Genomic DNA, 21,085 nt, shown 5'->3' on the forward strand with positions numbered 1-21,085 from the left:
CTTTGATATTTCTGTCTTAGACAATTAGCTGGTATGATTTGAGCCTAAATCTCAAAGCACCAACAATATTTATCACAATTTTATTGATAGCTGATAGCTAATTATGGTAGTTGTAGCAATTCTAGCGGCAGGACGCGGCACACGGATGAAATCAAACTTACCCAAAGTTTTACATTCTTTGGGTGGGCGATCGCTAGTAGAGAGAGTTATCGAAAGTGTAGAACCGCTTTCGCCCTCACGGCGGATAGTAATTGTGGGGTATCAAGCCGAGGAAGTCAAAGCCGCCATGCATTCAATCCCCACCTTAGAGTTTGTCGAGCAGACTGTACAACTGGGTACTGGTCATGCAATCCAGCAATTACTTGCTTATTTAGAGGATTACACTGGGGATTTGCTAGTGCTAAATGGCGATTTGCCTTTAGTACGTACTGAAACCCTCCATCAGTTGTTACAAACTCATCAAGAAAATCAGAACGCTGCCACCATCCTCACCTCGCATCTAAGTGATCCCACAGGCTACGGGCGCGTTTTTTGTAACGATGAAAGTATTGTGCAGCAAATTGTTGAACACAAAGATTGTACGCCTGCTCAAAGACAAAATAGTCGGATTAACGCTGGAGTTTATTGCTTCCGGTGGCAGAATTTGGCAGAGATACTACCGCATCTCCAGGCAAACAATGCCCAAAAAGAATACTATCTTACCGATGCTGTGACTCAGGTTGGCAAAGTCATGGCAGTCGATGTGGAAGATTACCAAGAAATTCTTGGTATCAACGATCGCCTGCAACTAGCAACAGCATACGATATTTTGCAAAGACGAGTTAAGGAAAAATGGATGCTGGCGGGTGTTACCCTCATCGATCCTACAAGCATCACTATTGATGAAACGGTGGAATTACAGCCGGATGTAATTATTGAACCGCAAACACACCTGCGGGGAGATACCACAATTCAAACAGGGAGTCGCATCGGGCCTGGGACTTTAATAGAAAATAGCCAAATTGGTGAAAATGTTACTGTCAAGTATTCTGTAGTGACGGATAGTATTGTACAGGCAGGAAGCCGGATTGGCCCCTATACCCATTTGCGTGGTCATGCACAAGTCGGTGCTGGTTGCCGTGTAGGTAATTTTGTGGAATTGAAAAATACTCAGTTAGGCGATCGCACAAATGTGGCGCATTTATCGTATTTGGGCGATACCACTACGGGAAATAAAGTCAATATCGGTGCAGGAACAATTACCGCCAATTATGACGGCGTGAATAAAAATCGTACCATTATAGGCGATCGCACTAGCACAGGTTCCAATACTACCTTAGTTGCACCAGTAACTCTAGGAAACGATGTTTATGTAGCAGCAGGTTCGACTGTTACAGAAGATGTCTCGGATGATTCCTTGGTGATTGCTCGTGAGCATCAAGTGATCAAACCGGGTTGGGTATCAAAGAAACGTTCAGCCCAAAGCCAACAACCGAAATCTAGCTGATAGCTTCAGGCTGATAGCTAAGACAAACAGCCAACTTCTGTATTTTCAGGAAGTTCCAAAGTATCATTTACTGCTACGCCATCATGGTACGCAGCGAGTAAGACTTGGCTGGTTTTACCCCAAGCTATCGCCCCACTAGCATCTAGAGCGATCGCCCCCAAATCCCGTTTGTTCTGGTGGGCTTCCATAAAGGAGCGCTGCATAGCATCCTTAAGGGACATCCCATCAGTGACGCGTACTACAACCCTTGCTGCTAAGCACTCATCAATGATGTCTTCTCCAATACCAGTGCAGCTGACCGCAGCATGACCAGTAGCATAGTTGCCTGCTGGCATTGCTGAATCACTTACCCGCCCAATTCGCTCAAAGCCTTTGCCACCAGTGGAAGTGCCAGCAGCTAGTTTACCATAGCCATCTAAAGCTACTACTCCTATGGTGCCGCGTCGGGCGTTACTGGTTTCTACTAGTTCGGGTTCTGCTACTACACCAGCCATCGTACTTTTAAAGTTATCCTGGCGTTCCTGTATCCACTCTTGCAACCGCAAATCAGTTAAAGCATTGTAGATGGGAATTTGCATTTCTCGCGCCAACTCAGCTGATCCGTAATCCGACAACACTCGGTCTGGGGAGTTTTGTAAAAATTGCGCCAACTCAATGGGATTTTTCACACGTGAGATATTAATCACGCCACTGAAGCGCCCTAATGCACCATCCATCAGAGAAGCACTCATGCGGATTTGACCATCAGATTGCAGTACTGAACCAGTGCCAGAATTAAAGCAGGGGTCATCTTCGAGTATGTAGCATCCTTGCACCACTGCTTCGCAAGCAGTTGCTCCAGACAATAGAAGAGAATAGACTTCTTCTACTACCTTATGGAGCGATCGGCGCACTACCTCTATTCCCCCTTTCCCGTGGAGAGAACTACCAGCCCCTCCATGAATAATTAATTTAGGTTGCACCTGTAGCTTCATCTATCTCTTGCGCTATTTGCGTCTCACTTGCGGTTCGTTTCACTAGGGATTGGATATTAAGGATTGGGTACTGGGTATTGGGAAGAATTTAGTTCCCAAGATTAGTTCTAATCCCCAGTCTCTAATCTCTAGTCCCCGGTCACTGTAATTCCAGAACGGCGACGGCGACAACGTTCTGAACAGTATTTCACTTCGTCCCAGCAATCTTCCCATTTCTTGCGCCATGTGAAAGGACGTTGACATACCGGACAGATTTTTGTGGGCAGGTCAGATTTAGAACGAGCATGTCCCATATGAACACTGTGCGGATTAGAATTTTATTTCTGAGAGAGATGGAAGATAATTATAACTAGTTTGCTACGAAGGGAGGATACTTTTGACAAACAAATGTATAGTCAATCTCTCTATAGGCTTATTTCTCGACAACCTATTTGAAAAGATAAAACTATAGGCAGATGCTTCAACGCTCAAATAAGTTGGTGCATCTCTCCAAAGATGGTTTTCGTAGCATTCTCAGGAAACGAAGAGATAAACCAACAGAAGTTACAAACGGCGACTCTCATCAGCATCAGCTAGGCGATCGCCTTTTTCAGTTTTTTTGGAATTGCAAGGGTGCGATCGTCCGCCTGCTTGCGTAGTCGAAACTGGAGCAGAGTAAGGTCGGGCGGTTGATCATTGGGGACGACGTTGGCCATTGGTGTCAACTTAACGTGAAAGCCTAGTCTGATAAGCATTTCAAAGTTTTTCGATGTACCACCTAGATTTGAGATCCCCCCTAACCCACGCCAGTCGCTCCACTTGGGGAGACCCCAAGACCGCGCTGGCTCCCCTTTTTAAGGGGGGAATTAGAATCGAATGCCCCCTTTTGAAGGGGGTTGGGGGATCTGAAACTACGGGAAATTGAGTGTTTGAGCTTAAGTTGGCACCAATGGACGTTGGCTAATTCCGTCAGGACTAGTTATGGCAGGCCTAGCTGGTATTGTTATGATTTTCGATATTCCTGCATATGTCACGACGATCGCGGTTCTGTTCTTATCTTTGGGGTACGACCTTACACAACCTTTGTTTGTGGGTATTGTGACCGACTTGGGGGATGACAATAATTTAGGTCAAACTATGGGATTCAAAGTGTTTACACTGTTCACTGGATTTGGTGTTGGCAGCCTCATCTTTGGAGAACTACTGCACTTTGGATTTGGGATATCTCTTGCCATTTTTGGCGGCATTGAGTTAATTTCTGGTTTGATAGCAATTCCACTATTTTGGCAGGAAGTCCCATCTCGATTGCGCTCAGAATGACAATTCATATCTTGATTCAGCAATGCCACTTATCGCTTAGTTCTATGCTGTTTGTGCTTTGGGCTATCGGCTTGCTGTGAAAATTCAAATTACTATTGCCCATTTTTCATGACTATTTTTTGCATTCCCCAAAAAATTAAATTTGGTTCCACAATTAAATGTGCAGCAATTTTGGGAAATTGGGATTGTAGGTAGTTTATCAACAGACTGCGATCGCCTCCTTTAATCGCAACCTTTCCTTCAGGAAATAAATTCCACCACGCCTCAATAAAATCTTTGATTCCAGCTAATAAAGTGTAAATCACTCCGCTTTGAATTGCCTCTGGTGTATTGAGAGCAAAGCGTTGAGGTAGCGTGAAATTGTGTGTCTCTACAAGTGGTAATTGCCCTGTTTCTTGACCTAGAGTTGCAAATTGCAACCCTATTCCCGGTAGAATTGCTCCCCCAACCAGACATTGATTTGCATCTGCACCTGTAAAAGTCAACGCTGTTCCAGCATCAATAACCAGCATCGGAAAACCCCAAGTTTTCCCCGCACCCCACAAAGCTAAGGCGCGGTCAATTCCCAGCGTCGGATACATTTCCTTCAGCGGTACTTGGTCTAAGGTAATAACGCGAATATGGGAATACTTTTGCCAAAGCGCTGTTTGCTTAGGAACTACAGAAGCTACAAAAAGGGCTAGATAAGAAGATGTCTCTGCAATAATTTCTTTTTGTTTTCTACTCCGCTTAGTAAGTGGAAAAATTTCTGCTGGTAAATCATCCAGTGTTCGACATTGAGCCATTTGCTGTATGACAGATTCAGGTAAATGGTTAGTATCCCAAACACACTCCAAAGTTTCGCCTATAAATAACGCCCAATGCAACCGGGAATTCCCAATTTCCAGAGCTAACCAAAGATTTTCTCTGTATTCTGGATGTTTTTGTAGTTTCACACTTTTAATTTTTTTAAGTCAGCCATAGGTTTTTTAATAAAATTTAACATTCCAGGCGTGTAACAATAAAACCAGAGGAATAAATACTCAATTTGTCAAGGAGGGAGTTATGGTAGCGCTCACCGAAAAAACTGAAAAACGGCTCACCATACAGACTTTGGAAATCGCTCAAGATACGACGGCAATTCGCTCTTTGGACTGGGATCGTGATCGCTTCGATATTGAGTTTGGTCTGCAAAACGGTACTACTTACAACTCGTTTCTCATCCGAGGCGAGCAGACTGCCTTAGTTGATACCTCCCATGAAAAGTTTCGTCAACTATATTTTGATACGCTCACTGGATTAATCAACCCAAAAGAGATTGATTATTTGATCATCAGCCACACCGAGCCAGACCACAGCGGTTTAGTTAAAGATATGCTGCAACTAGCCCCGGAAATCACCGTTGTTGGTTCTAAAGTGGCGATTCAGTTTCTTGAGGATTTGGTACATCAGCCATTTAAGCGGCGGATTGTGAAAAATGGCGATCGCTTAGATTTAGGTAACGGTCACGAATTTGAATTTGTCATTGCACCCAATTTACACTGGCCAGACACTATCTTCAGCTTCGATCACAAAACCAAAATTCTCTACACCTGCGATGCTTTTGGGTTGCATTATTGCTCAGATAGCACGTTTGACGAAGACTTGGCGGCTATCGAAGCAGACTTTCATTACTACTACGATTGCTTGATGGGGCCGAATGCGCGATCAGTCTTGTCTGCCCTCAAGCGGATGGCGGAACTGAAAACCATCGACATGATTGCCACAGGTCACGGGCCGCTATTATCTCATAATGTTGAGGAGCTAACTGGACGTTACCGCACTTGGAGCCAAAACCAAACCAAGGCAGAAACAGCAATTGGGATATTTTACGTTTCCGAATATGGGTATAGCGATCGCCTAGCTCAAGCAATTGCCAACGGTATCAGCAAAACTGGTGTCGCTGTGGAAATTGTGGACTTGGGGTCAGAAGTAGATTTACAAGAACTGCGGGAACTAGTTAGCCGTTGTACAGGACTTGTGGTTGGTGTGCCTCCTGCTTCTGGTGCTGCTAGCATCCAAGCCGCACTCAGCACAGTTTTAGGATCTGCCAAAGAAAAGCAAGCCATAGGCGTATTTGAAACTGGCGGTGGCGATGATGAACCGATAGATCCTCTGTTGAGTAAATTCCGCAATTTGGGTTTGACAACAGTTTTCCCGGCGATTCGGATTAAACAAACACCCACAGAAAATACCTACAAGCTGTGTGAAGAAGCGGGTACAGACTTAGGTCAATGGGTAACACGCGATCGCAGCATCAAAGCGATGAAATCCCTAGGTGCTGACCTAGATAAAGCATTAGGCAGACTCAGCGGCGGGTTATACATAATCACCGCCAAAAAAGGCGATGTCTCCAGTGCAATGTTAGCCTCTTGGGTAAGTCAAGCTAGCTTCAAACCGCTAGGATTTTCCATTGCAGTCGCCAAAGACAGAGCAATTGAATCACTAATGCAAGTAGGCGATCGCTTTGTCCTCAACGTCTTAGAAGAAGGCAATTACCAAAAACTCATGAAGCACTTTTTGAAGCGGTTTACCCCTGGTGCTGATCGTTTTGAAGGTGTAAGAACTCAGCCAGCCGAAAATGGAACTCCCATCCTCACCGATGCCCTCGCATACATGGAGTGCGAAGTCGTCAGTAGAATGGACTGCGGCGACCACTGGGCGGTATACAGCACCGTTTACGCCGGACGAGTGAGTAAGCCAGATGCTTTAACAGCAGTTCACCATCGCAAAGTCGGAAACCACTATTAATTTTGGATTTGGGATTTTAGATTAATAATCCAAAATCCCAAAACACTCAATAAAAAAGTATTTGTGCAGGATGGCCATCCCTACTTAATATCCAGAATTTGGATGTTTAATTAACAATCCAAAATCTAAAATCTAAAATCTAAAATTGTTTCAGCCATGTCAGTAAATAAACCCCGCGACGTTCAAGTTTATCCAATTGCTACAGATACAAGAGTACTGCGATCGCGCAGTTGGTCAAGGCTCAGATTTGAAATTGAATATGCTCTTGCCAAGGGTACAACTGCCAACTCTTATTTAATTGAAGGCGATAAAACTGCCATCATTGACCCTCCAGGTGAAACGTTTACGCAAATTTATTTAGAAGCTTTGCAACAGCGTTTCGATGTCACAAAACTAGATTATGTAATTTTGGGTCACGTCAATCCTAACCGCGCTGAAACTTTAAAAGCTTTGCTGGAAATTGCTCCTCAAATCACCTTTGTGTGTTCTAATCCAGGGGCAAAAAATTTGCGTGGAGCGTTGGGAAACCCAGATTTGCCAATAATTGTGATGCGAGGGGAAGAAATCCTAGATTTAGGTCAGGGACACCATCTACAGTTTATTCCTACCCCTAATCCCCGCTACGCAGATCAACTTTGCACCTACGACCCGCAAACAGAAATTCTCTACTCAGATAAGCTATTTGGGGCGCATGTTTGCGGAGATCAGGTATTTGATGAAGGTTGGGAAATCTATAACGAAGATCGGCGCTATTATTTTGATTGCCTGATGGCTCCTCACGCCCGTCAAATTGAAACAGCGCTAGATAAACTAGCCGATTTTCCCGTGAGAATGTATGCTACCGGACACGGGCCTTTGGTACGCTATGGCTTAATCGATTTGACCAAAGCTTATCGAGAGTGGAGTCAGCAGCAAACATCGGCTGATTTGACAGTAGCGTTGATTTATGCATCAGCTTACGGAAATACTACAACTTTAGCCCAGGCGATCGCTCGTGGCATTACAAAAGCTGGCGTCGCTGTAGAATCGATTAACTGCGAATTTACCGACCCTGAAGATATCCGCGCAGCTGTGGAAAAATCTGCTGGCTTTGTCATCGGTTCCCCCACCCTTGGCGGACATGCACCCACACCCGTACAAACAGCTTTGGGAATTGTCCTATCCACCGCCACCAACAATCAACTTGCTGGTGTGTTTGGTTCCTTTGGCTGGAGTGGTGAAGCCGTTGATTTAATTGAAGGCAAACTAAAAGATGCTGGTTATCGGTTTGGTTTTGACACCATCCGCGTCAAATTCAAACCCAACGATGCAACTCTGCAATTGTGCGAAGAAGCCGGAACCGACTTTGCTCAAGCACTGAAGAAAGCTAAGAAAGTGCGATCGCCAAGTCAACCTGCGACTACTGTAGAACAAGCAGTTGGTCGAATTGTTGGCTCTCTTTGCGTTCTCACTGCCAAGGAAGGCGATAGATCGAGTGCTATGTTAGCCTCTTGGGTGTCTCAAGCCAGCTTTAATCCGCCTGGTTTAACCATCGCCGTAGCCAAAGACCGCGCCATAGAAACTCTGACACACTCAGGAGACAAATTTGTCCTCAACATCCTCAAAGAAGGCAATCACTTAGGTTTGATGAAGCACTTCCTTAAGCCTTTCGGCCCAGCACAAGACCGATTTGCTGGTGTTGCTACCGAAGAAACTGAAAACGGCTCTCCTGTTCTTACAGATGCTCTGGCGTACTTGGAATGTTCTGTACAAAATCGGATGGAATCGGGTGATCATTGGCTGGTTTATGCAACTGTCGAGAATGGCAAAGTTTTAAATCAAGATGGTGTCACCGCCGTGCATCATCGCAAGTCGGGAACTCATTATTAATTGGGCATGGGGCAATTGTACTGAGCGACTCGAAGTATTGGACATTGGGGATTGGGAATAGAAAATTCTTCTCCAGTCTCTAGAAATGAAGTTTAGACATTTCGGCGTTCCGAGTTCTGAACACGAAGTTCCGAGTTCTGAGCACAAAGTTCCGAGTTCTGAGCACGAAGTTCCGAGTTCCGAGCACGAAGTTCCGAGTTCTGAACACGAAGTTCCGAGTTCTGAACACGAAGTTCCGAGTTCTGAGCATGAAGTTCCGAGTTCTGAGCATGAAGTTCCGAGTTCTGAGCATGAAGTTCCGAGTTCCGAACACGAAGTTTCGAGTTCTGAGGTAAAAAGTAGAAGTTTTGAGAGTGATCGCAGTTTTGGATGTCTAGCAGATGACACCATTAGTGGTGCTATGGCAGAAGCTTCAGCCTGTGTTGGGAACACTTCTTACGCTTGCTCAGTTCACCGTGATCTATTACTCATGGCTACCGACTTCACCCGACCCCGGAGATGACTTGGTAATTGATTGTGCGATGAATTCAGGTGCGATCGTGATCACATCAAACATTCGTGATTTTCAAAAAGCTAAGGAATCACTAGGGGTGCAGATTATGACACCTGTACAATTAGTTATCAAATTGGCATCTTAAGGAAGTTAGTTATGAGTCGATTAACACTTCGATTGCCTGAAACTCTATATCAACAGTTGATTCACTTAGCTGAAGGTGAAGGGGTTTCTCTCAATCAATACATTGTTTATGCTTTAACTCGGCAAGTTGCCCTTGCTTATTCAATTCAGACGGTATCTTCTGAGGAAATTACCTAGCAAAAATAGTCTTTTGTAGCACTCTTACAGAAGAGGGAGCAAGCTACGCCATCGGAAATTGAGTCAGCTTTAGCAGAACGCGAACCAGTTGAGCCAGAACAAGAGTTAAGTTCTGAAGTTATAACCCGTCTTCAACAGCGAATCCAGGAAAGGATCAAGCAGTCAAATTTTGGTGATCATGAGATGATCACCAAGTGTGAATAGTTGAGAGCGATCGCATCTGCTTAAAACTAGTCAAAAAAGCAGCGTGGGTAATGAATGCCCACCTTTTTTGCTTAGGGTAGTATAAAGTTAGTTTCAGGGAAGCTATTAGGCATGACTAATCCTCAAGATAAACAGGTAGAAATTTACCGACTAGGACAGCCTGTAGAGGTAGTTGCGATACCAGCACTACTCTCTGGGGAAGAAGTGTTACCTGGGTTTGAGTTACAGGTATAAATTGCTGGCACTCAGTTAACTCTTCACTCTCTTTTTTTCATCGCCAGTGCGGCAGATAATTATCTGTCTTGTGAAGTATTTCTATTAATTAGCTTCTACTGTTTTTTAAAACCACCTAGTAAAACTTGTTATACGGCGTATATCTTAGGGTTCTATCTTCTTTTTAATAAATTCTCTAGCCTAATTGTAGAGTTCATTTAAGCATAGGGAAAAATTTGTATGACAACTAATGTTTCCGATGATGTTAACATCAAAAAAAATATTAATGGATCGCTAGTAACTGGCATTATCCTGATTATTTTTGGGATTATTGCGATCGCAATCCCTACTATTTCGACAATTTTTGCTGAGACTTGGTTTGCTGTCATTCTGATCTCTTCGGGTTTTGCCAAACTAGTTTACGCTACTCAAACGCGCGATCGCGGAGGTTTCTTTTGGAAGCTTTTATTGAGCGGACTTTATATTGCAACAGGTGTGATGCTGTTTGTTTACCCCAAAACAGGTATCCTGACGCTGACTCTGTTGTTAGGTAGCTTTTTGCTGACTGAAGGTGTATTTGAGCTGATCCTGGCATTCCGATTGCGTCCGCAACAAAACTGGACTTGGGTACTTGGTGATGGCATCATTACTCTAATATTGGGCGCAATGATTTGGTTCCAATGGCCCTTCAATGCACCCTGGATTCTTGGCACACTAGTAGGTGTCAGCGTTCTGTTCACTGGCGTTTCACGCGTGATGCTGTCGTTAAATACGCGTTCTTTCCTAAATAAATCTGACACCACTGCAAGCGCTTAAAGCGGAATTCGATAAACCTCTCCCTGCATATAGAGACGTTGCAATGCAACGTCTCTACTATTTTTAAATTCTGAATTCTTCTTTTGCCTTTTTTGTGTGTCTTAAATCTCAATTCTCTTTTCTAAATACTGCCCAATCATCAACTGTTCTCCAGCGCGAGAAATAATAGTTTGTCTCGTCCGGTATTTGCTGCCAACTAATTTTAACTCTTCCTCAAAAACTGAACCATTGTACTCAGTTCGCAAACATAAAGTTTTGGGGTTTGAGAAATAATATTTAGCTGTGACTGGTTTGGATGTGGCAAAACCGCGATCGCGATATAAAATATTTCCCAAAGCACCAAACAGGGTAGAACCTTTCGACTCTTTCCTGGCTTTGAGCAAATCTGTACTTTCCCAGATAACTTCTGCACCACATTGCAAACTTGCTGAATCGGCTAAATCGTGCATCTGAGCAAGCTGTTGCAATTCATCGCATCCTTGTTCCAAAAACCGGATGGTGATTATGCTCTCCATCTCTTTGGTTTCTCCTTCCGGTAAGGTGTAGTAGCGCCGTTCCGAACGCCATTTACCTGCTGACTCCTGGAAAAATTCCGCAATCTGCTGCGATCGCTCAGCGGTTTGTGCAATTTGTACTGGTAATGTCACTCGTAACTTTCCTCACCTAAAGTAAATAGAATTCTGGCAAAAGTTAATTGCTCTAGTTGCTGTTAAACATATCAGCCTGTTATTTGCCATATATGCAAGGGGCCGAAGAAAAACTGGGTTTATTTACATTATGGCGTTGAAAAAGCAATTTATCTTTAATATTCTTAATATATTACTTGAACAGCGAAAAGTATTAGTCTTTTTGCTATATTAGGTGTGAGTATCTAAAAATAAATATAGTTATTTGATACTAGCCATTTTAAAAGTCAAGACAAAAAACCCCATATCTTTAGGTATTACAGGTCTTCTCCTAGGGGTAGATGTCAAGAAAGTAAAAAATATTTATACTAAGTTAATAATTACAACGTCTGCAAGAAGATTGTTTACCTCCGCGTAAGCACTACAGTAGTGAGATTTTTTTGAGTTTTAAAAAAATAGTAATTTCTGATACAGAAAAGTTAAGAGATATAATCGTGGAACTTTTGTTTTCCATTAATTGTATCTTTTAGAATTGCTTGCTCAGAATTACTTGGTAATACACGGCTGTATAACCCAGAAACTCCCCAACGGCTGTATAACCCAGAAACTCCCCAATAGGAGAAAAGTAAATGATTTTGGACGGAAATAAGCCGCACAAGCAGGCGAAAACATCAGCTTTAGCAGCTGCTAACCAGGTAATTAATACTCAGTTAGATTCAGGTGCGAAAACTGACGCGGCTGTTGCAGACGTAAATAGTAGTTTTAACACTTTACCTAGGTTCCAGTATTTCTTTGTTTCTGTATCTTCCCATTTGACATCCATCTTATTGATTCCCTGTTTGCTGGGCATAGGAGTATTGACAGCAAGTTGCGGGGCGCTACCCAAAGAATCAGCCGGGGCGCAATCTCAGAATCCTGGTGGTGGTAGTGGCGGTGCAACGCCTGTGGATGTAGTGATCGCCCGAACTGATATTCTGGAAAAACAACCAGAGTATACAGGAAATACCACACCATTCCGCATTGTGTCACTGCGATCGCAAGTAGAAGCCAGACTATTGGCTTTAAACCTAGATGTAGGTGACACAGTTAAGCGAGGGCAAAACGTCGGACAGTTAGATGATGCCATCCTGTTGACAGAATTAAAGCAAGCAGAAGCAGAACTAGCAGCCCTCAAATCAGAAGTAGCTAGGGCAAGCAATCAGGTAAGCAATGCCCGTGCTTCCGTTGAACGGGCGCGGCTAGAAGTAGTACAAGCTCAGGCAGACTCAGAACGACAGCAGAAACTATTCAAACAAGGTGCGATCGCTGAACAAACAGCTCAACAAGCACGTACTGAAGCCCAAACGGCTGCCCAAGCACTACGAGCAGCTCAAGAGCAAGTTCGTACAGAACAGCAAGCTGTCGCTGCTGCCCAAGGTAGAGTAGTTGCCCAACAGGCATTAGTTGCCCAAACTAAAGAACGCAGATCTTATGCTCGGTTAACATCCCCCATCAACGGTGTAGTTACAGAAAGGGTGACAGAACCGGGTAATCTTCTGCAAGCAGGTAGTGAAGTCTTGAAAATTGGCGATTTTAACCGCGTTAAAGTCGTTGTTCAAGTCTCCGAATTAGAACTAGCACAAATTCAGGTTGGACAATCTGTGCAAGTCCGCTTAGATGCCTATCCTAATCAAACATTAATGGGCAGAGTTACGCGCATTTCCCCCGCTGCGGATGCCACGGCTCGCTTAATACCCGTGGAAGTAGTAATTCCCAACAATGATGGAAAAATTGGCAGTGGGCTACTGGCGCGGGTCAACTTTGAAAACCAGACGCCACAGCGAGTACTAGTGTCACAAGGAGCTATTCAGAAACAAGCAAATGGTAATAAATCTAATGGCACAGGGGAGACGCAAACAAATACAGGGCAGAATTCCCCACCAAACACATCTGATGAAATAGTAAGAGCAAAGTCACAAGATCGAACTGGGACGATATTTGTGATTACAGACACAGAAGGCAAAACAAAGGTAACGGCACGAGCAGTAACTTTGGGGCAAACAGCTGATGGCAGAGTAGAAATTTTATCCGGTCTGCAAGCAGGAGAGCGCTATGTTGTTCGTAGTGGTAAGCCGTTAAAAGAAGGTGACACTGTAAGTCTTTCGGTTCTTTCAGAAAAACAATAGTAGGTTGGGCAAAAACCACCATACTAATCAAAAAATACTCAGTATTCAGCATTTAGTATCATCATGCAGCAGGGAAATAATAATGGTAATGGCGGATTTAGTCTTAGCGCGATCGCTATCCGCCAACACATTGGCACACTCATGCTCACCGTGGCAGTAGTTGTTGTTGGGATATTTTTTCTTACAACTATCCAAGTCGATCTTTTACCATCAATTACCTATCCACGAATTGGCGTCCGGCTAGAAGCTCCTGGTATTTCCCCAGAGGTAGCAGTAGATGAAATCACCAGACCCTTGGAAGAAGCTTTAGCAGCAACCGAGAATGTAGTGCAAGTTTTCTCGCGCACCCGTGAGGGACAGGTGAGCCTCGATTTATACTTCCAACCAGGGGGCGATATAGATCAAGCGCTAAACGATGCTACTGCTGCTTTTAACCGAGGTCGAGGACAACTGCCAGATACGATAGAGGAGCCGCGGTTATTTAAGGTCGATCCCTCCCAATTGCCGGTTTATGAATTGGCACTGACATCCGCTTCGTTGCCTGGTAAAGATTTACGCGTATTTGCTGATGAAGAGTTAACCCGTGAACTCAGTGTCGTACCAGGAGTCGCCTCAGTCGATGTATCTGGCGGTGCTGAGGAAGAAGTGCGAGTGCTTGTTGACTTAAACCGTTTGCAAGCTTTGGGTGTAGGGTTAAATAATGTACTAGATGAACTAACAGCCCGTAACCAAGATACTTCTGGTGGTCGGATTCTGGGGCAAAATTCTGAGCCATTAACTCGGACTGTAGGACGCTTCCGAGATGCCAAAGAAATTGAAAACCTCTCCTTAGAAGTTTCCTCCCCTTCCCCTACTACCACTACTAACACCACTACCACTACTACCACTACTACTACCCCTGCACCTTCCCGCCGCGTCTACTTGCGAGACTTTGCTGAGGTAATTGACGATACAGAAGACCAGCGAGTATTTGTCTACCTCAACCGTCAGCCTGCTGTAAAATTTTCCGTCCAAAAGCAGCCTGAAGCCAACACAATTACAGTTGTAGATGCTGTGAAACGGCGAATTGAACAATTACGGCAATCAGGTTTAATTCCAGCCGACATGACTTTGAGTCCCACCACAGATGAATCTGTCTTCATCCGCAATTCTTTAAATGATGTTATCAATTCGGGGATTTCTGGAGCATTGTTAGCAGCAGCAGCGGTGTTGTTATTTTTGGGATCATTTAGGCAAACACTGATTATCAGTTTGACAATTCCGCTGTGTACTTTGACGGCGATCGCTCTGATGAAAATCTTTGGCTTGACTTTGAATGTATTCAGTTTGGCAGGTCTGACATTGGGAGTCGGTCAAGCAATTGATACATCGGTTGTGATTTTGGAGAACATTTCTGAAAAAACAGGCATGACTCCTAATCAGAGAGAGATGGACAAAGGGAAAGGGGGAGAAGGCGAGAGAGCGAGAACCCACAATAAAAAATTCTTTATTGACAGTGCGATTACTTCATCCCAAGAAGTAGAATCTGCTTTAGTCGCTGCTACTGCTGCAAACTTAGTTTCTGTAGTGCCATTCCTTTTAATTGGCGGCTTTATCGCACTACTATTTAATGAACTGATTCTGACAATTAGCTTCGCAGTTGCAGCCTCCCTTGTCGTCGCAATCACAGTAGTGCCGATGCTGAGTTCTCGACTCTTGGGAATTCGCTGGTCTAGTCGGATCAGTGAATTTTGGCTGCTTAAACAGTTTAATCACCGATTTGAAGACGCTTCACGGGGATACGGTAGCTTCTTAACCAAGGTTTTACGCTATCGGCTCCTTATAGTTACTGCTGCTTTGGTAATTTTAGGCGGCGGCAGCTTTTTTATGTTTGGTCAAATTCCCCAAGAAATTTTACCTCGGATCAGTACTGGGCAAGCCAACTTGAGAGCGCAGTTTCCTCCCGGTACGCCTTTAGCAACTTCTGAGAAAGTTATGCAAATTGTCGATGACATTTTGCTCAAACAACCAGAAACCGAATCTGCTTTCACAACTGTGGGGGGTTCTTTGTTTGGCAGCAATACTACAGAAAATCCTTTACGTGCCAGCAGCACTATCAATCTCAAACCAGGTACAGATGTTGAAGCATTTGTCAGAAAAGTAACTCAAGAATTTAACAAACTCAACTTAGCGGGAATTCTGCTGCGCCTCAATCCTGGTCAGGTACGGGGTTTAATCTTGAGTAATTCCCCAGTGCAAGGGTCAGAAGTTGACGTGATCTTGCAAGGTGAGAATGAACAAAACTTAACGCAAGCAGGCGCACAAGTGCTACAAGCTTTGCAAGAAAATGCAAAATTAGCGACATTCCGACCAGATGCCGACCCCCGACAACCAGAAATCCAAATTCGCCCTGACTGGGAACGGGTTTCAGCTTTAGGGCTGAGCGCTCAACAAATTGGTGCAACAGTTCAGACAGCAATTGAAGGTTCAGTTCCCACACAAATTCAACGCGGCAACCGTTTAGTTGATGTGCGGGTGCAGCTAAATAAACAAGCCATTCAGCGTCCCTCTCAGCTAGAGCAATTACCGCTATTTACAGAAAACAATCAACTAATTCGCCTTTCAGATGTTGCCGACATTCAAGAAGGTCAAGCGCCTGGCGAGGTGCAGCGGATTAATCAGCGCCAAGCTTTTATTGTTGCAGGCAACCTGAACGAGGGAGTTAGTCTGAGTGAAGCGATCGCCGAAGTCAATCAGGTACTCCAAGGCGTAGACTTACCTGATGGTGTTTCAATTGTGCCTAGTTCTGCCCAGGAAACTAATCAGCAACTTCAAGATGCGTTGAAAACTTTGGGAGCGTTGGCGACGTTCTTAATCTTCGTAGTTATGGCTGTACAATACAATTCGCTGATTGACCCATTAGTAATTATGTTCACCGTACCGCTAGCGTTAGCTGGGGGACTTTTTGGACTTTACATCACCCAAACGGCAATTGGCGCAACTGTGATTGTTGGCGTGGTGCTGCTAGTGGGAATTGTCGTGAACGCGGGAATTCTGATGGTAGAACTGGCGAACCAAATTCGGGAAGAAGAAGGTTGTACTCGCCAAATTGCTATCCTCAAAGCTGCTCCGCAACGCTTACGCCCAATTATCATGACCACAGTCACGACTATCTTGGGACTGTTTCCCTTGGCATTGGGCATTGGTGAAGGTTCTGAGTTTTTGCAGCCATTAGGGATTGTAGTCTTCTTTGGGATGGCGATCGCTACAATGCTGACGCTGTTTATCATCCCCTGTTTTTATATTCTGCTGCATGATTTACTCGGCGGGAATTGGGCGAAGCCAGTGTTAATCTGGTTGCGTGGATTTACGAAAAAATTTATTTGAATCCTGATAAGGATTAACGCAAAACTAACCCCTTCTCTAATACTATTCGGATGAACCTAACACCTTTCCTTGTGGTGTGGGAAAAGGTTAAAGAGTAAAGGGTAAGGGCTAAATTAAAACCCTTACCCTTTAACTGAAAGGTATTTTTCTCCTCTCCCATATAATATTTAAAGCAGTTATTAAACAATACCAAGCTATTTACTTGGTCTAACAATAATGCTTGTAGCATCCTTAACTAGCTGATGTCTGGTTTATAATCTCCTTAAATCTCTCAATAACGTCTTTTCGTATCAACTTGAAATCTGAATTTTCTATTTTATTTTCAGCTTGGTCTGTGCCATCAATATTGAATTTGCCGTAATAAACCCCTACAGGGAAATACAATTGACTACCATTCAAACCTTTTTTAAGAAAAAGAATGTATTTCGCATTCTTGACTAGCGGTTGGTAATCGTCAAATACCTGGAGGAAAGTTTTAGCGGTGTCTCTGTCTGCAACTATAGCTGCTTGTTGCCCAATTAATAGGGTGTTTGAATATGACGCACCTTTCAGTACACGTTGTACTTTAAATTCAGTTTGGGAGATCGCTTCAGTAACGTAACCCCCATCACTTTGAATTAAAGGTTTACTTTCCGCGATCGCTTGCGCTGGTTTTCCAATAGCAATAATATCTGATTTTGCAATTAAATCCTCTACATCTTTTGGTGCAATAATGCTCACCTCTGTTCTTGTAACTGTCAAACCCTCAACATTTTCAGTACTTTGTGATAAGGAATTGGTTGTATTGTTTACAGTAACTAGACCAGCACTAAAGACCGCGATCGCTGCAATAGTTGTAAAACAAATTCTCTTTTTCATTAATTACTATTAAGTATTTATGTAATAGACTCCATGAGCGATGCCTGGGTTTGGCTATGCCTAAGCTCACTCAGCATAATTGCATACTGAGGATCTAAATCAAATTTTTAAGCTCACATATTGCCCAATCTGTCAATATATAAGTTCTAATTTAGATTTTTGATAAAGATTGCGTGAAATTACTAGTTATGTTGATAAAGCATTATCAAAATTGCTTTATAAATCTACCTATGAGTAGATATCAACTAAGTAAGTAAACACACTTCAACCAAAACTATCTGCTAGATAAAAAGCGGTTGAAATGTGAGTATTTGCTGTTTGATTAACCCACACGTCATAACATTCTTTCAATTCATATAAAGAGGAGAGAACATGAATACAATAGCAACCAAAATAGCACTGTCTGTTCTAGGCGCAGCAGGAATTAGTTTTTCGTCTTTGACACCAGCCAGAGCCGTCATTTTGGTAGAACCCATCGTGACAACCGTCAATGAAGACATACTTCAAACGAGAGACCCAAGAAGCCTTGGGCCAGATATACACCCTGGACAAATAATAAGATATGGTGTTCCAGATAGAGCTAATAACTTACTAAATGCCACTGGGCGCGATATAGCAAGCCTGGTCTTTGAATTAGAAACGCTGTCGTATAGCAATCCAGATTCTACTCCAGCATTTGACAATGAGCCAGTGAAGTGGGGAGACGCAGATGGAGATGGAAAGATTGGTTTCTCCAATACTCCTGGTCTAGAGGATATATTTGCAAACGTTACGATTAAAGATAACGTCATCACCTATAGTGGTGGCGTTATCCCTAACAATACTGTGTTTTACAATCTATTCTCTACCCAGCCCGATTTATCCCCAGGCGGTGGAATTATTCCAGCAGCACCACCCCTACCAGCAGATCAAGATGGGCCCATCCGGGTGAATAGCTATTACAATGCCGTTCCAGAACCAACTGACATTTTAGGTACATTAGCTTTTGGCGTCTTAGTTGTAGCTTTTAAACTAAAGCGTAAACTTAAGTAGCTGGCAAATTTTGGCAACACTGAGAAAGGCACAAATCTCCTAATTTCCATGCCTTTCACTGTGTAATTAATTCACAATATATCGTCAATGTTTCCTGATGTACGCGGCTAGCATTCAGCCACTCAAGGTTTTGATTTGCCCGATTTTTCCACTCGTACAACGTATCTGAATTACTCAGTAATTGCACTAATGCGTTAGCCAGAGCTTTACTATCTTTCGCTGGTACTAAAAGACCTGCTTGCCCATAATCTAAGGCTTCAGGAATCCCGTCTACCTGAGTGCCAATAATAGCGGCGCCAGCTTCTCTTGCTTCTGAAAGTACTAGGGGACAGGGGTCACGATGAGAAGCGAGGACAAATATGTCGCAAGATTTTAGGTAGCATTGAGGCTCAGGTTGAAAGCCTTCAAAATGAATGCGTTCTGCAACAGAAGTTGCTTGCGCTTGTGCCTCAAATAGCTCTCTATCAGGCCCATTTCCTACCAGATAAAGATGCGCTTGGGGAAAATCTAAAGCAATTTGCTCAAAGGCGGTGATTAATTCAGCAATCCCTTTACGTTTATACATCCCGGCTACGGTAGCGATCGCCGGATGCTGTAATGGTAAAGGTTGATAATCCTGTAGGTTACGGGTGCGAGGACTACCCAGGGTTCCATTACATACCACCCGCAACTTGTTTTCCGGGATACCGCGCCGTGCCATAGACGCTTGCACAGCTTTGCTTACGGCAATTACCCTATCAGCTAAACCCATCAACAGGCTGGTACGCTGAAATTCGTTGTGTACTGTGGAAACTAAAGCATACTTATGCCCATATCTAAGAAAACGTGCTAGGACTATTCCCGTCATCATGTGAGCATGAACGATATCTGGTTGAAATTCTGCTGCGATCGCCCGATAAAGACCAGCTGCTTTTATAATATTTATCGGCTTTCTCTGCTGATCTAAATGGTAGTGTTTGACACCACAAACAGCTAGTAGTGCCTCGTATTCTCCACCAGCAGAAACTACCGCCACTTCATGCCCAGTTTTCGCTTGTAGACAGGCAAGATCCACAGCTACATTTACAATTCCGTTACCTATCTCTTGAACATGATTCAAAATATGAATTATTCGCATAATTTTTAATATGTGTATAAAAATTTAGATAAGTAACTGAGTATCAATTGGTCTAGTTATTAGATCTTAAGTGATAATTTAAGAACCTTCAGTAATGAGTACAATACCTTGAAGCTATTAGTAACCAGATACTTATTTTTAAAGACTTATTCATAATATACAGTGTGATTCTATAGCAGTCAGAAATAATTTCGGGTATTTATGAATTATTTATTTTTTATTTTTTATTGGCGGTTTTTGCTTTGTTGTCAGACTACTTAGCGGTTAGCTAACAAAAATTTTCATATTATTCTTGCAGATTCCAAAATAATATATCTAAATCCAACCAAATATGGTAATTTGTTCCAAAGAATACTTAATAAATGTGAGTTTTGTGACATTATTTAAGTTAGCATCTTCCTTAAATTACAGAGATTATACAAACGCACTGTCTCTGTAAGAAAAAAGATTATTATAAAAACTCAAATAGTTAAGAATCAATTAATACAAACTTGCGAATATGAGAATTGCGCTCTGGGAAGCGGCGTGATAAAAAAGCAGTTAGCAAAAATCTCCAAGCTATAGGAGAAAATACAGACTGATCTATCATTAACAAAAAGCTTTTAATGTTTCTTTGCTTGAGTGCTACTAAAATCCAATGTAGTTTCAGGTAATTTTTTATATCTTGAAGAAGAGGAACTTGTGAACGGTACTGTTCATCTACTAAGGCGTAAATCTTCTCTTTCATCAAGATATTTGTAGCTAACCGTTGAGTCAAAGAAAATTTTTGATTATAAGCACCGGGCCAGATAGTGCGATAAGCAAGACACTGATTCAGGAAAATGGCATGACCAAACTGGACAATGCGAATCCACGAATCAATGTCGTCACAGTTAGCATCAAGCGTGGAGTCCCAACCACCAGTTTCCAAGAAAGCATCACGCCGACAAGCCACTTGTACAGGTGTACCAAAAGGTAAAAGCTCTAAAAGCATACCGTAGTGAATATCAGCTTGTGGAATATAAAAAGCCAGTCCAGAACCAAGTTGAGGAGTGCGACTGATTTCAACTTCATTACAATCCACCTGAGCAGCCACGCATGAGCAAATCACAGCATCAGGACAAAGTGCGATCGCTTTTGCCATCTCTTGGAGACAATTGGGAGCTAGGTAGTCATCATCATCCAAAAATTTAATCCAGTCGCCGCTAGCTTTCGCAACCCCAGCATTTACGGCCGCTGCATGACCTTGGTTAAATTCGTGGCGATGGTAAACAACGCTGTTCCCCAAGCTTTTTAAATAGGTTTGCGTGTTATCAGATGAGCAGTCATCGACAACAACCACCTCGCACTGCATAGTCTGGTTAAGAGCAGAGTCAATTGCTCGTTGCAGTAAGTTTAAGCGATTATATGTGGTGATGACGATGCTGAATTTCATAAATTCTAAACTTGTGGCACAGTCTTTTGTAACATTCTTTCCATTCCAAAGCATTCATATCAG

At 43.1% G+C, this 21,085-nt stretch carries 18 protein-coding genes and 1 pseudogene; 11 read left to right on the plus strand and 8 right to left on the minus strand.

Going from position 1 to position 21,085, the window contains the following annotated elements; translation table 11 throughout:
- Positions 1 to 103 precede the first annotated feature (103 nt).
- Complete coding sequence (gene glmU, locus HCR01_RS16900; RefSeq protein ID WP_193197287.1) at positions 104 to 1,486, plus strand: bifunctional UDP-N-acetylglucosamine diphosphorylase/glucosamine-1-phosphate N-acetyltransferase GlmU; 1,383 nt, start codon at positions 104 to 106, stop codon at positions 1,484 to 1,486.
- A 17-nt stretch (positions 1,487 to 1,503) separates the two neighbouring features.
- On the opposite strand, the gene HCR01_RS16905 is transcribed toward glmU, so the two are convergent.
- The 3 genes from HCR01_RS16905 to HCR01_RS16915 all read right to left on the minus strand — a co-directional run bounded on the left by HCR01_RS16905 (position 1,504) and on the right by HCR01_RS16915 (position 3,194).
- Positions 1,504 to 2,460: an isoaspartyl peptidase/L-asparaginase gene (locus HCR01_RS16905; protein WP_193197288.1), complete on the minus strand. Its 957-nt coding sequence runs from the start codon at positions 2,458 to 2,460 to the stop codon at positions 1,504 to 1,506.
- Positions 2,461 to 2,588: 128 nt separating this feature from the next.
- Positions 2,589 to 2,753, minus strand: a complete 165-nt coding sequence (locus HCR01_RS16910; RefSeq protein ID WP_193197289.1) for a DUF2256 domain-containing protein — start codon at positions 2,751 to 2,753, stop codon at positions 2,589 to 2,591.
- Between the two features lie 279 nt (positions 2,754 to 3,032).
- The gene (locus tag HCR01_RS16915; RefSeq protein ID WP_193197290.1) at positions 3,033 to 3,194 is read right to left on the minus strand and encodes a hypothetical protein; all 162 of its coding nucleotides are present in this window, start codon (positions 3,192 to 3,194) and stop codon (positions 3,033 to 3,035) included.
- Positions 3,195 to 3,420: 226 nt separating this feature from the next.
- On the opposite strand from HCR01_RS16915, the gene HCR01_RS16920 reads away from it, so the two are divergent.
- On the plus strand, positions 3,421 to 3,759 hold the full coding sequence (locus tag HCR01_RS16920) for a hypothetical protein (protein WP_226889389.1): 339 nt from the start codon (positions 3,421 to 3,423) through the stop codon (positions 3,757 to 3,759).
- 92 nt (positions 3,760 to 3,851) lie between these two features.
- On the opposite strand, the gene HCR01_RS16925 is transcribed toward HCR01_RS16920, so the two are convergent.
- Positions 3,852 to 4,694 carry a pantothenate kinase gene (locus HCR01_RS16925; protein WP_193197291.1) on the minus strand — a complete coding sequence of 281 codons (843 nt, stop codon included), beginning with the start codon at positions 4,692 to 4,694 and terminating at the stop codon, positions 3,852 to 3,854.
- Between the two features lie 109 nt (positions 4,695 to 4,803).
- Between HCR01_RS16925 and HCR01_RS16930 the strand changes: the two genes are divergently transcribed.
- The 6 genes and pseudogenes from HCR01_RS16930 to HCR01_RS16955 all read left to right on the plus strand — a co-directional run bounded on the left by HCR01_RS16930 (position 4,804) and on the right by HCR01_RS16955 (position 10,444).
- A complete protein-coding gene (locus tag HCR01_RS16930) occupies positions 4,804 to 6,528 on the plus strand; it encodes a diflavin flavoprotein (RefSeq protein ID WP_193197292.1) in 1,725 nt (574 codons plus the stop codon).
- Between the two features lie 156 nt (positions 6,529 to 6,684).
- Positions 6,685 to 8,397 (plus strand): diflavin flavoprotein, encoded by a 1,713-nt coding sequence (locus HCR01_RS16935; RefSeq protein WP_193197293.1) that lies wholly within the window; start codon positions 6,685 to 6,687, stop codon positions 8,395 to 8,397.
- Positions 8,398 to 8,777: 380 nt separating this feature from the next.
- Positions 8,778 to 9,035 (plus strand): putative toxin-antitoxin system toxin component, PIN family, encoded by a 258-nt coding sequence (locus HCR01_RS16940; protein ID WP_226889390.1) that lies wholly within the window; start codon positions 8,778 to 8,780, stop codon positions 9,033 to 9,035.
- A gap of 11 nt (positions 9,036 to 9,046) precedes the next feature.
- Positions 9,047 to 9,211 (plus strand): YlcI/YnfO family protein, encoded by a 165-nt coding sequence (locus tag HCR01_RS38730; RefSeq protein WP_226889391.1) that lies wholly within the window; start codon positions 9,047 to 9,049, stop codon positions 9,209 to 9,211.
- A 297-nt stretch (positions 9,212 to 9,508) separates the two neighbouring features.
- Positions 9,509 to 9,649: pseudogene (locus HCR01_RS16950) on the plus strand (Uma2 family endonuclease); the annotation flags it as partial.
- Positions 9,650 to 9,868: 219 nt separating this feature from the next.
- Positions 9,869 to 10,444, plus strand: a complete 576-nt coding sequence (locus HCR01_RS16955) for an HdeD family acid-resistance protein (protein ID WP_193197294.1) — start codon at positions 9,869 to 9,871, stop codon at positions 10,442 to 10,444.
- 101 nt (positions 10,445 to 10,545) lie between these two features.
- Here HCR01_RS16955 and HCR01_RS16960 read toward each other — a convergent pair whose 3' ends face one another.
- The gene (locus HCR01_RS16960) at positions 10,546 to 11,091 is read right to left on the minus strand and encodes a phycobiliprotein lyase (protein WP_193197295.1); all 546 of its coding nucleotides are present in this window, start codon (positions 11,089 to 11,091) and stop codon (positions 10,546 to 10,548) included.
- A 608-nt stretch (positions 11,092 to 11,699) separates the two neighbouring features.
- On the opposite strand from HCR01_RS16960, the gene HCR01_RS16965 reads away from it, so the two are divergent.
- Positions 11,700 to 13,235 carry an efflux RND transporter periplasmic adaptor subunit gene (locus HCR01_RS16965; RefSeq protein WP_193197296.1) on the plus strand — a complete coding sequence of 512 codons (1,536 nt, stop codon included), beginning with the start codon at positions 11,700 to 11,702 and terminating at the stop codon, positions 13,233 to 13,235.
- 63 nt (positions 13,236 to 13,298) lie between these two features.
- On the plus strand, positions 13,299 to 16,601 hold the full coding sequence (locus HCR01_RS16970; protein WP_193197297.1) for an efflux RND transporter permease subunit: 3,303 nt from the start codon (positions 13,299 to 13,301) through the stop codon (positions 16,599 to 16,601).
- 231 nt (positions 16,602 to 16,832) lie between these two features.
- Here the strand turns inward: HCR01_RS16970 and HCR01_RS16975 are convergent, their stop codons facing one another.
- A complete protein-coding gene (locus HCR01_RS16975; protein WP_193197298.1) occupies positions 16,833 to 17,459 on the minus strand; it encodes a hypothetical protein in 627 nt (208 codons plus the stop codon).
- Between the two features lie 372 nt (positions 17,460 to 17,831).
- Here HCR01_RS16975 and HCR01_RS16980 point away from each other — a divergent pair, with 372 nt between their 5' ends.
- Positions 17,832 to 18,491 carry a hypothetical protein gene (locus HCR01_RS16980; protein ID WP_193197299.1) on the plus strand — a complete coding sequence of 220 codons (660 nt, stop codon included), beginning with the start codon at positions 17,832 to 17,834 and terminating at the stop codon, positions 18,489 to 18,491.
- A gap of 55 nt (positions 18,492 to 18,546) precedes the next feature.
- On the opposite strand, the gene HCR01_RS16985 is transcribed toward HCR01_RS16980, so the two are convergent.
- Positions 18,547 to 19,608, minus strand: a complete 1,062-nt coding sequence (locus tag HCR01_RS16985; RefSeq protein WP_193197300.1) for a glycosyltransferase family 4 protein — start codon at positions 19,606 to 19,608, stop codon at positions 18,547 to 18,549.
- Between the two features lie 469 nt (positions 19,609 to 20,077).
- Entirely contained in the window at positions 20,078 to 21,022 is a 945-nt protein-coding gene (locus HCR01_RS16990; RefSeq protein WP_193197301.1) for a glycosyltransferase family 2 protein, read from the minus strand.
- Positions 21,023 to 21,085: the final 63 nt, after the last annotated feature.

Source organism: Nostoc sp. MG11, assembly GCF_014904695.1.
GTDB lineage: Bacteria > Cyanobacteriota > Cyanobacteriia > Cyanobacteriales > Nostocaceae > Komarekiella.